This window comes from Pseudomonas sp. KBN10P06128 (genome assembly GCF_037574945.1).
GTDB classification, from domain to species: Bacteria; Pseudomonadota; Gammaproteobacteria; order Pseudomonadales; family Pseudomonadaceae; genus Pseudomonas; species Pseudomonas aeruginosa.
The window spans coordinates 6127578-6140724 of record NZ_JBBELR010000001.1; the positions used below are offsets into that span (position 1 = coordinate 6127578).

Consider the following 13147-nt stretch of genomic DNA (forward strand, 5'->3'; position numbering starts at 1 on the left):
GGTTGTCGGACGGTGGGCGGAAGGGGCCGGGGCGCCTTCCGCTGCCAGCAGCAGCCTATCCACTACTGAACGGACGATCAACAAGCTTCCGTCGCACGCCGGAAGCGGCGATGGGCGCCCGCCTCCAGGCCATCCACCCAGGCCTCGCAGATCTGCACGCCCTGCCGCGGCGTGAAGGTCGCGGGATTCAGCCCAGACTCCAGCCACAGCCCGTCGAGCAGGGCGCTGAGGCTGATGGCCGCCAGTTCCGCGTCGAAGTCCGCCCAGCCGCCCTCCTCCGCCAGTTGCCGCAGCACGCCGACCAGCAGCGCCCGGTACTCGCCATAGGAATGGTCGTGGACCCGCCCGATCGCTTCGATGCTGCCCACCGCGCCCCAGAACGCCAGCCAGGCGTCGAGCAATTGCGGATCGAGCAGCTCGGCGGAGAAGGATGCCTCGAAGAACGCCGAGAGCCGCGGGCGGGCGCCGCCCGGCGCGGTGTCGATGGCACCGCGGAGCAGGCGCATGACGCGTCCGGTGACCGCCAGGTAGGCCTCGGCCACCAGCGCGTCCTTGCCATCGTAGTGGTGATTGATCAGGCCCACCGATACCCCGGCCTCGGCGCAGATCTTGCGCACCGAGGCGCCCTGGAAGCCATGCCGCTTCAGGCAGGCCAGGGTCGCCTCGATCAGCAGCGCCTTGCGCTGCTCTGGTTCCAGACGGGAAAAGCGCACTTCCTGGTTCATCCTTTCGCGGCTCCTGCTCGTCGCCCGCGACCACCGGCGGGCAGCCCCGATGATCGCAGGTTACGTGGCGCCCGTCTCACTGGCTGGCCCAGGCGTTGAAGCGCTCCTCCAGCTCCTCGCCGTGCTCGACCCAGAATTCGTCGTCCATCGCCAGGCCCTGCTCCAGGTTCGCCGGCGCGGTCGGCACCCAGCTCGCCAGTTGCGCGGGCAGGCGCTGGGCGGCCTGGCGGTTGGTCGGCCCGTAGGGAATGTTCTCGACGTAGCGCACCTGGGCATCCGGGGCATTGGCGAAGGCGATGAAGCGACGCGCCTCGGCGCCGCGCTTCGAACCCTTGACCACCGCCCAGTAGTCCATGCCGTACAGGCTGCCCGGCCATACCAGGGCCAGGTTGCGCCCCGCGCGGTGGGCGTCGGCGATGCGCCCGGTGTAGGTGGACGTCATCACCACGTCGCCGGCGGCCAGCCACTGCGCCGGCTGCGCTCCCGCCTCCCACCACTGGATGTAGGGCTTGAGCTGGCCCAGCTTGGCGAAGGCACGGTCGGCACCGGCGCGGGTCGCCAGCAGCGGATAGACCTGCTCGCGTGGCACGCCGTCGGCGAGCAGGGCGAACTCCAGGTTGTAGATCGCCCGCTTGCGCAGGCCGCGCTTGCCGGGGAAGCGCTGGACGTCCCAGAAGTCGGCCCAGGAGGCCGGCGGCTGTTGCAGCCGGTCGGCGTCGTAGCCGATCGCCACGCCCCAGACCAGCGCGGCGGAACCGCATTCCTGGGCGGCATTGGCGATCAACTGCTGCTTGCCGCCGATGGCCTGCCAGTCCAGACGCTCGAACAGGCCGTCGTCGCAACCGCGCGCCAGATCCGGCCCTTCGACCTGGACCAGGTCCCAGTCGGCGTGACCGGTGTCGGCCATCACCTTGATCCGGGCCATCTCGCCGTTGTACTCGCTCTGCACTACGGGAATCCCGGTCTGCTGCGTGAACGGCTGGAAGAACGCCACCTCCTGGGCCTTCTGTCCGGCGCCGCCGTAGCCGACCACCACCAGGCCATCATCGGCCTGGACAGGCGCGAGGCCGCCGAACGCCAGCAGGACGGCGCCGAGCAGGACGCGGCAAGGAAAAACCGGATGCGGACGGGCGCTGGCCGCGCGGCGCAATGGAAAGGAACGGTTCATGTGCGTCTCCTCTTGTTCTTGTTGTGGAGTGGATCGCAGCGAGCCGCCGGGAAGCGGCCACGGGACAGAAACTATCCAGTCGATTTTAAAAAAACAAGTTGATTTTTTACTGATGGTAAATTCATATCCTGTTTCTGAAGCGCGCCGCGAGAACAACAAGAAGGACGCCAACCGTGAATTTCCCGCACCTGTTCAGCCCCCTGGAAATCCGGGGCAAACGCCTGAAAAACCGCATCATGTCGAGCGGCCACGACACGTCGATGCCTACCGACAACCTGGTCAACGAGCCACTCGTCGCCTATCACCGCGCCCGGGCCCGCGGCGGCGCCGGACTGATCGTCATGCAGGTGGCGGGGGTCCACGACAGCGCGCGCTACACCTCGCACGTGCTGATGGCCACCGACGATGCCTGCATCCCCGGCTACCGGCGGGTCGCCGAGGCCTGCCACGCCGAAGGCTGCGTGGTGCTGTCGCAGATCTTCCATCCCGGGCGCGAGATCATGGAGTCCGCCGACGGCCTGCTGGCGGTGGCCTATTCCGCCTCGGCCTCGCCCAACGAACGGTTCCGGGTGATGCCGCGCGAACTCGACCAGCCGCTGATCGACGAGATCGTCGCCGGCTACGCCGCCGCCGCGCGCCGCCTGCACCAGGCAGGGCTGGACGGGGTGGAGGTGGTCGCCAGCCATGGCTACCTGCCGGCGCAATTCCTCAACCCGCGGGTGAACCGCCGCACGGATGGCTACAACGGCGACCTCGATGCCCGCCTGCGTTTCCTCCGCGAAGTGCTGGCGGCGGTGCGCGCGGCCACCTCCGAGGACTTCATCGTCGGCCTGCGCCTGTCCGCCGACGAGCGCGACCCCGAGGGTCTCAGCGAAAGCGAGTCGCTGCAGGCGGCCGAGGCGGTCCAGGGCGAGCTGGACTACCTGCACATCGTCGCCGGCACTTCGGCCTCCCTCGGCGGCGCCATCCATATCGTCCCGCCGATGGCCATCGAGCCGGCCTACCTGGCCCGCGAAGCCGGTACCTTCAAGGCGCGCCTGGCGATCCCGCTGTTCGTCACCGGGCGCATCAACCAGCCCCAGGAGGCCGAGGCCATCCTCGCCCGAGGCCAGGCCGACGTCTGCGGCATGACCCGCGCGCTGATCTGCGACCCGCAGATGCCGAACAAGGCCGAGGCCGGGCGCAGCGACGACGTGCGCGCCTGCATCGCCTGCAACCAGGCCTGCATCGGACATTTCCACCGAGGCTATCCGATCTCCTGCATCCAGCACCCGGAAACCGGCCGCGAGCTGACCTACGCAACGCCCAATCCGCCCTCGCGGCGCAAGCGCGTGCTGGTCGCCGGCGGCGGCCCGGCGGGGATGAAGGCGGCGGCGGTGGCGGCACAGCGCGGCCATGAGGTAGTGCTCTGCGAGGCCGGCGCCCAGCTCGGCGGCCAGGTCAACCTGGCGCAACTGCTGCCGCGCCGCGCCGAATTCGGCGGCGCCTCCACCAACCTGCAACGGGAGATGCAACTGGCCGGCGTCGAGGTACGCCGCAACACGCCGGTCGACCGCGCGCTGGTGGAGCGCGAACGGCCGGACCTGGTGATCGTCGCTACCGGCGCCGAACCCTATTGGCCGCCTTTCGAGCGCGGCGGCGAGCTACAGGTGGTGGATGCCTGGCAGGTGCTGCGCGGCGAGGTGCGGGTCGGTCGTTCGGTGCTGGTCACCGACTGGCGGGGCGACTGGATCGGCCCCGGTATCGCGGAAAAGCTTGTACGCGAGGGCCACCAGGTGCGCCTGGCGGTGAACGGCACCCACTGCGGCGAGAGCCTGCCGCTGTACGTGCGCGACCAGTTGGCCGGCGAACTGCACCGCCTGGGTATCCCGGTCACGCCCTACGCCCGCCTGTACGGCTGCGACGATACCACGGTGTACATGCAGCACAGCGCCAGCGGCGAGGCGATGCTGTTCGAGGAGGTCGATACCCTGGTGCTATGCCAGGGCCACCAGCCGGTGGACCGCCTGGCCGACAGCCTGCACGGCCTGGCGGAGGTGTTGCGGATCGGCGACTGCCTGGCCCCCCGCACCGCCGAGGAGGCGATCTACGAAGGGCTCAAGGCCGCCTGGAGCATCTGAGCGGCGCGGCCGCGGCTCCCTCGACGGGTCCCGGCCCAGCCCCTAGAATGCCGCAAACGCAGCCAGGACCCCGCCGCATGCCCCGCCCGTCACCGCCGGACGCCACCGACACGCCCCGCAGCGAAACGCACTTCCTCGGCACCCGCATCCGCGGCCTGCGCAAGCGCCGCGGCCTGACCCTGGCCGAGCTGGCCGCACAGAGCGAACTCACCGCCGGCTACATCAGCCAACTGGAACGCAACCTGGCGTATCCGTCGATTCCGGCGCTGTTCAACATCGCCCGCAGCCTCGGCGTGACCCTCCAGTGGTTCTTCGCCAGCGAGGCCGCGGTGGACCCGGCGGACGCCGGCTACGTGGTGCGGCGCAACACGCGCATGAGCGTGCATTACGAAGACGGCATCATCGACGAACTGCTCACCCCGCAGCCCAGCCGCCAGTTGGAGATCCTCCACTCGCGTTTCCCGCCGGGCACCTACAGCCAGCAGAGCTACAGCCATGAGGGCGAGGAAGCCGGCTACATCCTCAGCGGAATCTTCGAACTCTGGGTCGGCGACCGCCATTTCCAGCTCCGCGAGGGCGACAGCTTCAGCTACTCCAGCCAGGAACCGCATCGCTACGGCAACCCAGGCGACAGCGATACCCTGGTGCTCTGGGTGATCACCCCGCCGACGTTCTGAAACGGCCTGTCGCGATGCAGGGCCAGGGGAGCGCCGACGGGGCGGGCGCTACCCGCCGCGCTCGAGCAACCGCGCCAACCCCGCCAACAGCCGCTCCAGGGCGCCCTGGTTGTTGCGCAGCACCTTCTCTCCGGCAGTGGCCATGGCCGTCGCGACCTCCGGCTGCGCCCACAGGCGCGTGAGGCCGTCGCACAGCTCGCCGGCATCCGTCACCTCGAGCAGCGCCCCGGCGTCGCGCAATTGCGCGGCGATGTCGAGGAAGTTGAACAGGTGCGGACCGGCGAACACCGGCTTGCCCAGGGCCGCCGGCTCCAGCAGGTTGTGCCCGCCGTTGGGCACCAGGCTGCCGCCGACGAAAGCGATGTCGGCCAGGGCATAGAGGAACAGCAGCTCGCCCATGGTATCGCCGAGCAGCACCTGGGTCGCGCGTGCCACTGGCTCGCCGCCGGAGCGCCGGACCGTGGCGAAGCCTTCGCGGCGGCATAGCTCGTGGACGCCGGCGAAGCGTTCCGGATGGCGCGGCACCAGGATCAGCAACGCGTCGGGACGCGTTTCCAGCAGGCGCCGGTGGGCTGCCAGGACGATCTCGTCCTCGCCGGCATGGGTGCTGGCGGCGATCCACAGCGGTCGCGCCGTCGCGTCCCATTCCTCGCGCAGGGCGGCAGCGGCCAGCGGCAGCTGCGGGTCGATGCGCAGGTCGAACTTGATCGAGCCGGTCACGCTGACGCACTCAGGACGCGCGCCGAGACGATGGAAGCGCTCGGCCTCGGCCTCGGTCTGCACGGCGATCCAGGACAGCTCGGCGAGCATCGGCCGGGTCAGCCCGGCGAAGCGCGCGTAGCCACGCGCCGAGCGCTCGGACAGGCGCGCATTGGCCAGCGCCACCGGGATCCCGCGCACGGCGCAGGCATGGATATGGTTGGGCCACAGCTCGGTTTCCATGATCACCGCCAGGCGCGGCCGCACCCGGTCGAGGAAGCGCGCCGCCGCCCAGGGCAGGTCGTAGGGCAGATAGCAGTGCCGGACCTGCTCGCCGAACAATGCGCGGATGCGCTCCGAGCCGGTCGGGGTCATGCAGGTGACGGTGACCGGCAGCTGCGGATGGCGCTCCAGCAGCGCCCGCACCATCGGCGCGGCAGCGATGCTCTCGCCCACCGAGACGGCGTGCACCCAGATGCCGCCGGGCGGCACCTCGGGCAAGGACAGGGAAAAACGCTCGCCGATGCGTTTGGCGTAGGCCGGCGCCTGGCGCGCGCGCCACCACAGGCGCAACGCCACCAGCGGCAAGCCGAAGTGGAACAGCAGGGTATAGAGGGTACGGTTCATGGGCGCGCAGCTTAGCAAAACTCCCGCCGACCGGCTCAGCCGATGGCGCGCAGGTGGCGGGTGAAGGTTTCGCCGAGCCAGGCCGCCGCCGGGCCGAGCACCTCGTTGCGCCGCCAGACCAGTTCGACCACCAGCGACGGCGGCGTCCAGTCGCTGGTCAGCTCCACCATCAGCCGATCGTAGGTGGGGTACTGCACCACGTGCCGCGGCAGCCAGGCCCAGCCGAGGTTGCGCATCAGCAACTCGGCCATGGAATAGAAGCTGTCCAGCCGCCACACCTGCGGGCTGATCTGCTCGCCGCCCGGATAGCCGCTCTGCTGGGGCACGATCAAAAGTTGCCGGTGCTGTGCCAGCTCGCGGCGACTGACCCGTTGCAGCCCGGCCAGCGGGTGGCCGGCGCCGCACACCGTGACCATCTCGACGCTACCGAGGCGCCGCCGCTCCAGCGACTCAGGCATGCGCTCATGGTGGAACAGCAGGCCGAGGTCAGCCTGCTCCTCGAGCAAACGACGGGTCACGTCACCCTGGCCGCCGCTGGACACCTGCACCTCCAGACTGGGAAAGCGCTGCGCCAGCGCTTCCAGGCTGTCCAGCACCGGCTGGTAAGGCATCGCCTCGTCCTGGGCCAGGCGCAGCCGCGGCTCCTCGCCGCGCGCCAGGCCCAGCGCGCGCCCCTGCAGGCGCTCGCACTGGCGCAGCACCTCGCGCGCCTCCGCCAGCAGCACCCGACCCTCGTCGGTCAGGCGCGGCTGGCGTCCGCTGCTGCGTTCGAACAGGGTGACGCCGAGGTCCGCCTCCAGCAGCGCGATGCCGTTGCTCACCGCCGATTGCACCCGCTTCAGTTCGCGGGCGGCGGCAGAGAACGACTGGCGCTCGGCGACGCTGACGAACAGGCGGATCTGCTCCAGGTTCCACTGCATAACCTATCTCCAATACAGATAGGTAACGACTTTATCCCATCCGCCGGCTCCCTAGAATGGCCGCAGTTTCCGGAGGCCCCCACCATGACCAACTATCTCTACCTCGCCATCGCCATCGCCGCCGAAGTGGTCGCCACCACCTCGCTGAAAGCCGTCGCCGGATTCAGCAAGCCACTGCCGTTGCTGCTGGTGGTGGGCGGCTACGTGCTCGCCTTCAGCATGCTCGTGCTGGTCATGCGCACCCTGCCGGTCGGCGTGGTCTACGCCATCTGGTCCGGGCTCGGCATCGTCCTGGTCAGCCTGGTGGCGATGTTCGTCTACGGCCAGCGCCTGGACCCCGCGGCCCTCCTCGGTATCGGCCTGATCATCGCCGGCGTGCTGGTGATCCAGTTGTTCTCCCGCGCTTCGGGGCACTGAACGACCGGCGCGGGCGCAGGTTGTATACTGCGCCCTTTCCGTTCCCGATAAGGCAGCCCCATGCCCCAAGCCCTTTCCACCGACATCCTCATCGTTGGCGGCGGTATCGCCGGCCTCTGGCTGAACGCCCGCTTGCGCCGGGCCGGCTACGCCACCGTGCTGGTGGAAAGCGCCAGCCTCGGCGGCGGACAGAGCGTGAAGTCGCAGGGGATCATCCACGGCGGCGCCAAGTACGCCCTGCATGGCGCCCTGACCGGCGCCTCCGAAGCCATCGCCGACATGCCGCGGCGCTGGCGTGCCTGTCTCGGCAGCGACGGCGAACTCGACCTGCGGGGCGTACGCCTGCTTTCCGAGGCGCACTACCTGTGGTCGCCGGGCGGCCTGGCCGGCAGCCTTACCAGCTTCTTCGCCAGCAAGGCGGTGCGCAGCCGGGTCGAGCAGGCCAAGGGCGAGGATTTGCCTCCGGCGCTGCGCGACAAGGGGTTCAAGGGCAAGGCCTACCGCCTCACGGAAATCGTCTTCGACGTCCCCGACCTGATTCGCCGCCTGGCGGAACTGGCCGGCGACAGCCTGCTCGCCGGCGAGCGCATCGAACCGCTGCGCGAAGGCCGGGAACTGGCCGGCCTGCGCGTCGACGGCCGGGAGATCCGTGCCCAGCGCGTGGTGCTCAGCGCCGGTGCCGGCAACGAGGCGCTGCTCCGCGAACTGGGCCTGGAACAACCGGCCATGCAGCGGCGGCCGCTGCACATGGTGATGGTCAAGGCGGCGACCCTGAAACCGCTGTACGCCCACTGCCTGGGGGCCGGGCCGAAGCCACGGATCACCGTGACCACCCATCCGACCCGCGACGGCCAGTCGGTCTGGTACCTCGGCGGCGACATCGCCGAAGCCGATGGCGTGGCCCGCGACGAAGCCGCGCAGATCGCCGAAGCACGCCGCGAACTGGCAAAGCTGCTGCCCTGGATCGACCTCGGCCAGGCGCAATGGGCCACCTTGCGGGTGGATCGCGCCGAGCCGGCACAGTCCAACCTGTTGCGCCCGGACAACGCCTTCCTCGCCGAACAGGGACGCCTGCTGGTCGGCTGGCCGACCAAGCTGGCGCTGGCCCCTGACTTCGCCGACCGGGTCTGCGCCCGCCTGGAAGAAGACGGCATCCGCCCCAGCGAACATGCCGCGCTGCCGCAACTGCCGCGTCCGCCGCTCGCCGAACCGGCCTGGGAGGTAGCCTTCGCATGATCAGGGATACCCTCCACGACCTGCACCGCCCGCTGGGCGACACCGGCCTGGCCGTTTCGCCCCTGGGCCTGGGCACCGTCAAGTTCGGCCGCGACCAGGGAGTGAAGTACCCTTCCGGCTTCACCATCCCCGATGACCGCGAAGCCGCCGACCTGCTGGCCCTGGCCCGCGACCTCGGCATCAACCTGATCGACACCGCCCCGGCCTACGGCCGCAGCGAGGAACGCCTCGGCCCGCTGCTGCGCGGCCAGCGCGAGCATTGGGTGATCGTCAGCAAGGTCGGCGAAGAGTTCGTCGACGGCCAGTCAGTCTTCGACTTCTCCGCCACGCATACCCGGCGCTCCGTCGAACGCAGCCTGAAGCGCCTGGAGACCGAGCGGATCGAGCTGGTGCTGGTGCATTCCGATGGCAACGACCTGGACATCCTCGAGAACAGCGAGGTCTACCCGACTCTCGCCGCGCTCAAGCGCGAGGGCCTGATCGGCGCCTACGGACTCTCCGGCAAGACCGTCGAAGGTGGCCTGCGCGCCCTGCGCGAGGGCGATTGCGCGATGGTCACCTACAACCTGAACGAGCGCGCCGAGCGCCCGGTCATCGAGTACGCCGCGGCCCATGCCAAGGGCATCCTGGTGAAGAAGGCGCTGGCCAGCGGGCATGCCTGCCTGGGCGCCGGACAGGACCCGGTGCGCGCCAGCTTCGAACTGGTCTTCGACCAGCCGGGCGTCGCCGCCGCCATCGTCGGCACCATCAATCCGCTGCACCTGGCCCATAATGTCGCGATGGCCGCGCAAGCCCTGAAAAAGGCCTGAACCATACATCGGCTGCAACATCCGCGGGTTGACACCCGCGGTGCATTCCGCTGCCATGTTCCTCCCGAACGAGCCGTATCCTGCCTGCCGCCCTCGCCTCCGGTGGCCGGTGCATCGAACGTGAGCCTCCGTCCCGCCCCGGCGCGATGACCCGACAAGGAGCCCCGTATGCCCCGTATGCTCGCCCGCAAGGATCCGTCCGCCTTCAAGACCCTGCCGCTGCTGGTGGAGGCCTCCCCGGACGGGCTGGTCTACCAGGCCCTCGGCCTGCCGCTGAACTTCCAGCAGATGCTCGTACGCCGCCGCCGCATGGAGGTAGCCGACCCGCAGCGCTTCGTCGCCGAGCTGGCCAACCTGGGGGTCTCGGTGCGCTTGACCCTGAACTGGCAGGGCCGCGACTACTGGGTGCTGGTCCGTCAGCGCCGGCTGGACCGCGGCGATACCGTGCTCAAGCTGATCTCCGGCTACGTACCGGCCCACGAACTGAACCTGCCGCTGCTCACGGCGATCCAGGAAGTCGCCGAGGAATGCCTGGTGGAGACCGCCGGCGGCTGGCTCGGCGGGCGCTTCGGCGACACCTGGCTGCCGACGCCCTACCAGGGTTCGCTGCGCTACCGGGAGAACAGCCACTTCGTCCTCACCCCGCTGTCCGGCGCCGCCCGTCCGGTGCAAGCCGGCAGCCTGCGCTTGCTGGAGCGCCCACGCGCCTACGTACACCTGCCCACGGCCTCGCTGCAACTGGTCTACGACATGCGCCTGGAGCTGCCGCGCGATGCGCGCGAGCCGAGCCTCTACCATGTCGACGAGCGGCTCGAGAGCGGTCCGCTGGTGGCGCGCCTGGACCGTCGGCGCCCCGATCTCTACCTGCTGCCGCTGGACCAGGGGCGCCCCACCAGCGACCTGTTCACCCTGCGCAAGGGCCAGTTGCGCCCTGCGGCCACCCGCGGCCTGTGGTTGGCCGAGAGCTTTGCCGTACAGGACGGCTGGCTGGTGCATGAGGAACGCATCCGTTTCCGCGACTGGCTGGCACTGTGGCCATCCAGCAACGGCGACCAGGCCGGCGGTGGGCGCGACCGCGCCAGCGCCTGAACCGGGCGGGCTTTGCCGCCCTTTCTACTTCAACTGGCTGGAAGACTTGCCGAGCAGGCGGCGAGCGACGATGAGCAGCTGGATCTGCTGGGTGCCCTCGAAGATGTCGAGGATCTTCGAGTCCCGCGCCCACTTCTCCAACAGCTCATCCTCGGCGTAGCCGAGGGCGCCAGCCAGCTCCACGCACTTCAGGGTGATCTCGTTGGCCACCCGTCCAGCCTTGGCCTTGGCGATGGACGCTTCCTTCGAGTTGGGCAGCTTGTTGTCGGCCATCCATGCCGCCTTCAAGGTCAACAGGCGCGCTGCCTCCCACTCCGCCTCCAGGCGATAGAGAGTGGCCTCGGCGTGGCTGACGGTGAGCAGCGGTTTCCTGTAGTCGAACTTGCAGCCAGCCTTCTTCAGCAATTCGCGGGTCCGGTCCAGCGCCGCCTTGGCCACCCCGACGGCCATGCCGGCCACCAGCGGGCGGGTATTGTCGAAGGTCTCCATGACCCCGGCGAAACCCTTCTGCACGTCGACCTCGGCGTTGCCCAGCAGGTTCGCGGCCGGCACCCGGCAATCATTGAAACTGATCGAAGCGGTATCCGAAGCCTTGATCCCGAGCTTCTTCTCCAGGCGCGTCACGGTCATCCCCGGCGTGCCCTTCTCGACCACGAAGGACTTGATCGCCGCCCGCCCCAGGTTGCGGTTCAGGGTGGCCCAGACCACCACGGCATCGGCCCGCTCGCCGGAAGTGACGAAAATCTTCTCGCCGTTCAGTACATAGTGGTCGCCATCCTGGGTCGCGGTGGTGCGAATCGCCGCCGAGTCCGAGCCGCAGCCCGGCTCGGTGATCGCCATCGCCGCCCAGGTGCCGCCGAAGCGCTGCAACTGCTCCTCGTTGGCCACCGCGGCGATCGCCGCGTTGCCCAGCCCCTGGCGCGGCATGGCCAGGAGCAGGCCGACGTCGCCCCAGCACAGTTCCATCACGCCGAGCAATGCCGACAGGTTGCCGCCGTTCTTGATGCCCTCCTCTACCTGCTTGCCGGCGCGCTTGCTCGCCGAGGTCGCGCCGACAGCCTCGGGCGAGCCGCTGTTCATGCCGTCCAGCAAGGCCGCGAGCAGGTCCAGCTCCTTCGGATAGGCGTGTTCGGCCTTGTCGTACTTGCGCGAGATCGGCCGGAAATAGTTTTCCGCGACCTGATGCGCCTGGTTAGCCAGGCTGCGGAATTTCTTCGGGGTTTCCAGGTACATGTCGATTCCTCGTTCACTCGTCGCGGCGGACCGCGCACTCGCTCGGGTTCACAGGTGCAGGCCGCCGGCCATCAGCGCTACCGCGCGCAGGTCGCGGTACCAGCGCTCGGCCGGATGCTCCTTGGTGAAGCCGTGGCCGCCGAGCAGTTGCACGGCGTCGGTGCCGATCTTCATCGCCTTCTCGGCGCACAGCAGACGCGCCAGGTAAGCCTCGCGCTGGAACGGCTGGCCGCGCTCGGCCAGGGCGCAGGCGCGCCAGACCATCAGGCGCATGGCGTCCAGTTCGATGGCGATGTCGGCGACCATGAAGGCGACCCCCTGGCGATGGCTGATCGGCTCGCCGAAGGCCTCGCGCTCGTTGCAGTAGGCGATCACGTAGTCCAGCGCCGCCTGCCCGGTGCCCAGCGCCAGGGCACACCAGACCAGGGCCGCGTGATCGAGGAAGGCCCGGTAGTCGAAATGCTCGGCGGCCAGGCGGTTGTCCGCCGGCACCTTGACGCTCTTCAGGCGCAACCGGGCGGTGCCGCCGGCCTTCAGTCCCATCGCCGGCTCGGCACGTCGCTCGACGCCCTTGGCGGAGGCTTCCACCAGGAACAGCGCAGGCCCCTCGTCGGTCTTCGCCGCGACGATCAGGCGGCTGGCCTCCAGGCCGCGCAGGACCAGGCATTTCTCTCCGGAAAGCAGGTAGTGACTGCCCTTGCGCCGGGCGCGGGTCGCCAGTTTCTGCGGGTCGAACAGCAGACTCGGCTCGTTGACCGCGATGGCGGTGAGCGGCGCCCCCTCTTCGCTGACGAACGCCGGCAGCCACTGCGCCTGCTGCGAGGGGCTGCCCCAGCGGCGGATGCAGTTGGCCGCCGACAACGGCACCAGCAGGGCCGCCGCCAGCGACAGGTCGCCCTTGGCCAGGGCCTCGGCGATAAGGGCAGTGGTCACCGTGGTGCGCTCACCGGCCATGCCGCCGTGCACCTCGCCGACCCCATAGTGGGTCAGGCCCAGCTCCAGCGCCTGGTTGAGCAGTTCCGCAGGCAGGCTGGCCTCGGCATCCGCGTCATGAGCCAGCGGACGCAACACCTCCAGGGCGAAGCCTTCGAGCATGTCCACCAGCATCTGCTGGTCGTCGGAGAACGACAGGTCGAACAACCCGTCCGGATCGGCCTTGCGCGGTCCCTTCGCCTGCTTCGCCGAACGCTCGCTGGCCAGGCGGAAGCCGGTACGGCTGCCGCTGTAGAGCAGTTTCTCGAAGGGTTTGCGAAGATTGAAGCGATCCGGCCAGTCGGCCTGGGCGACACGGTTCAGTACAGCTAGGGCACGGCCCTGTACATCGGTGCTCATGGGCATCTTGCTCCACGCAGGATGGGATGCCCGGATCATGCGCCGCCGCATGGGCAGCGCCTATGACCGTCTCGCCGAAGGGAGTTGTCAGACCA

12 protein-coding genes are annotated in these 13147 nt (G+C 69.4%); 6 read left to right on the forward strand and 6 right to left on the reverse strand.

Features of this window, described 5'->3' with window-relative positions:
* Window positions 1–77 precede the first annotated feature (77 nt).
* Complete coding sequence (locus tag VQ065_RS28635; RefSeq protein ID WP_003095720.1) at window positions 78–725, reverse strand: TetR family transcriptional regulator C-terminal domain-containing protein; 648 nt, start codon at window positions 723–725, stop codon at window positions 78–80.
* 76 nt (window positions 726–801) lie between these two features.
* Window positions 802–1893 carry an ABC transporter substrate-binding protein gene (locus VQ065_RS28640; RefSeq protein WP_003095722.1) on the reverse strand — a complete coding sequence of 364 codons (1092 nt, stop codon included), beginning with the start codon at window positions 1891–1893 and terminating at the stop codon, window positions 802–804.
* A gap of 173 nt (window positions 1894–2066) precedes the next feature.
* Here VQ065_RS28640 and VQ065_RS28645 point away from each other — a divergent pair, with 173 nt between their 5' ends.
* A complete protein-coding gene (locus VQ065_RS28645) occupies window positions 2067–4013 on the forward strand; it encodes an oxidoreductase (RefSeq protein WP_003095725.1) in 1947 nt (648 codons plus the stop codon).
* Window positions 4014–4090: 77 nt separating this feature from the next.
* Complete coding sequence (locus VQ065_RS28650; RefSeq protein WP_340080497.1) at window positions 4091–4690, forward strand: helix-turn-helix domain-containing protein; 600 nt, start codon at window positions 4091–4093, stop codon at window positions 4688–4690.
* 48 nt (window positions 4691–4738) lie between these two features.
* Here the strand turns inward: VQ065_RS28650 and waaA are convergent, their stop codons facing one another.
* The gene (gene waaA / locus VQ065_RS28655; protein ID WP_003095729.1) at window positions 4739–6016 is read right to left on the reverse strand and encodes a lipid IV(A) 3-deoxy-D-manno-octulosonic acid transferase; all 1278 of its coding nucleotides are present in this window, start codon (window positions 6014–6016) and stop codon (window positions 4739–4741) included.
* A 35-nt stretch (window positions 6017–6051) separates the two neighbouring features.
* On the reverse strand, window positions 6052–6936 hold the full coding sequence (locus tag VQ065_RS28660) for a LysR family transcriptional regulator (protein ID WP_003109888.1): 885 nt from the start codon (window positions 6934–6936) through the stop codon (window positions 6052–6054).
* 84 nt (window positions 6937–7020) lie between these two features.
* On the opposite strand from VQ065_RS28660, the gene VQ065_RS28665 reads away from it, so the two are divergent.
* The 4 genes from VQ065_RS28665 (at window position 7021) to VQ065_RS28680 (ending at window position 10487) form a co-directional block, all read left to right on the forward strand.
* Window positions 7021–7353, forward strand: a complete 333-nt coding sequence (locus VQ065_RS28665) for a DMT family transporter (protein ID WP_003095735.1) — start codon at window positions 7021–7023, stop codon at window positions 7351–7353.
* Between the two features lie 60 nt (window positions 7354–7413).
* A complete protein-coding gene (locus VQ065_RS28670; protein WP_003095737.1) occupies window positions 7414–8589 on the forward strand; it encodes an NAD(P)/FAD-dependent oxidoreductase in 1176 nt (391 codons plus the stop codon).
* The gene (locus VQ065_RS28675; protein WP_003095738.1) at window positions 8586–9398 is read left to right on the forward strand and encodes an aldo/keto reductase; all 813 of its coding nucleotides are present in this window, start codon (window positions 8586–8588) and stop codon (window positions 9396–9398) included. The genes VQ065_RS28670 and VQ065_RS28675 overlap by 4 nt, the downstream gene beginning before the upstream one ends.
* 168 nt (window positions 9399–9566) lie before the next feature.
* Window positions 9567–10487 (forward strand): hypothetical protein, encoded by a 921-nt coding sequence (locus VQ065_RS28680; RefSeq protein WP_003095741.1) that lies wholly within the window; start codon window positions 9567–9569, stop codon window positions 10485–10487.
* 24 nt (window positions 10488–10511) lie between these two features.
* Here VQ065_RS28680 and VQ065_RS28685 read toward each other — a convergent pair whose 3' ends face one another.
* Together VQ065_RS28685 and VQ065_RS28690 are read right to left on the reverse strand one after the other, a co-directional pair.
* Window positions 10512–11720 carry an acyl-CoA dehydrogenase family protein gene (locus tag VQ065_RS28685; protein ID WP_003095742.1) on the reverse strand — a complete coding sequence of 403 codons (1209 nt, stop codon included), beginning with the start codon at window positions 11718–11720 and terminating at the stop codon, window positions 10512–10514.
* Between the two features lie 48 nt (window positions 11721–11768).
* Entirely contained in the window at window positions 11769–13058 is a 1290-nt protein-coding gene (locus VQ065_RS28690; RefSeq protein WP_003095744.1) for an acyl-CoA dehydrogenase family protein, read from the reverse strand.
* Window positions 13059–13147 lie beyond the last annotated feature (89 nt).

Excerpts from the sequence above, each read along its gene's own strand:
- VQ065_RS28685 (WP_003095742.1), bottom strand. The coding sequence starts at position 11,720 with ATGTACCTGGAAACCCCGAAGAAATTCCGCAGCCTGGCTAACCAGGCG.
- VQ065_RS28670 (WP_003095737.1), top strand. The coding sequence starts at position 7,414 with ATGCCCCAAGCCCTTTCCACCGACATCCTCATCGTTGGCGGCGGTATC.
- VQ065_RS28675 (WP_003095738.1), top strand. The coding sequence starts at position 8,586 with ATGATCAGGGATACCCTCCACGACCTGCACCGCCCGCTGGGCGACACC.
- VQ065_RS28635 (WP_003095720.1), bottom strand. The coding sequence starts at position 725 with ATGAACCAGGAAGTGCGCTTTTCCCGTCTGGAACCAGAGCAGCGCAAG.
- VQ065_RS28690 (WP_003095744.1), bottom strand. The coding sequence starts at position 13,058 with ATGCCCATGAGCACCGATGTACAGGGCCGTGCCCTAGCTGTACTGAAC.
- VQ065_RS28660 (WP_003109888.1), bottom strand. The coding sequence starts at position 6,936 with ATGCAGTGGAACCTGGAGCAGATCCGCCTGTTCGTCAGCGTCGCCGAG.
- VQ065_RS28680 (WP_003095741.1), top strand. The coding sequence starts at position 9,567 with ATGCCCCGTATGCTCGCCCGCAAGGATCCGTCCGCCTTCAAGACCCTG.
- waaA (WP_003095729.1), bottom strand. The coding sequence starts at position 6,016 with ATGAACCGTACCCTCTATACCCTGCTGTTCCACTTCGGCTTGCCGCTG.
- VQ065_RS28640 (WP_003095722.1), bottom strand. The coding sequence starts at position 1,893 with ATGAACCGTTCCTTTCCATTGCGCCGCGCGGCCAGCGCCCGTCCGCAT.
- VQ065_RS28665 (WP_003095735.1), top strand. The coding sequence starts at position 7,021 with ATGACCAACTATCTCTACCTCGCCATCGCCATCGCCGCCGAAGTGGTC.
- VQ065_RS28650 (WP_340080497.1), top strand. The coding sequence starts at position 4,091 with ATGCCCCGCCCGTCACCGCCGGACGCCACCGACACGCCCCGCAGCGAA.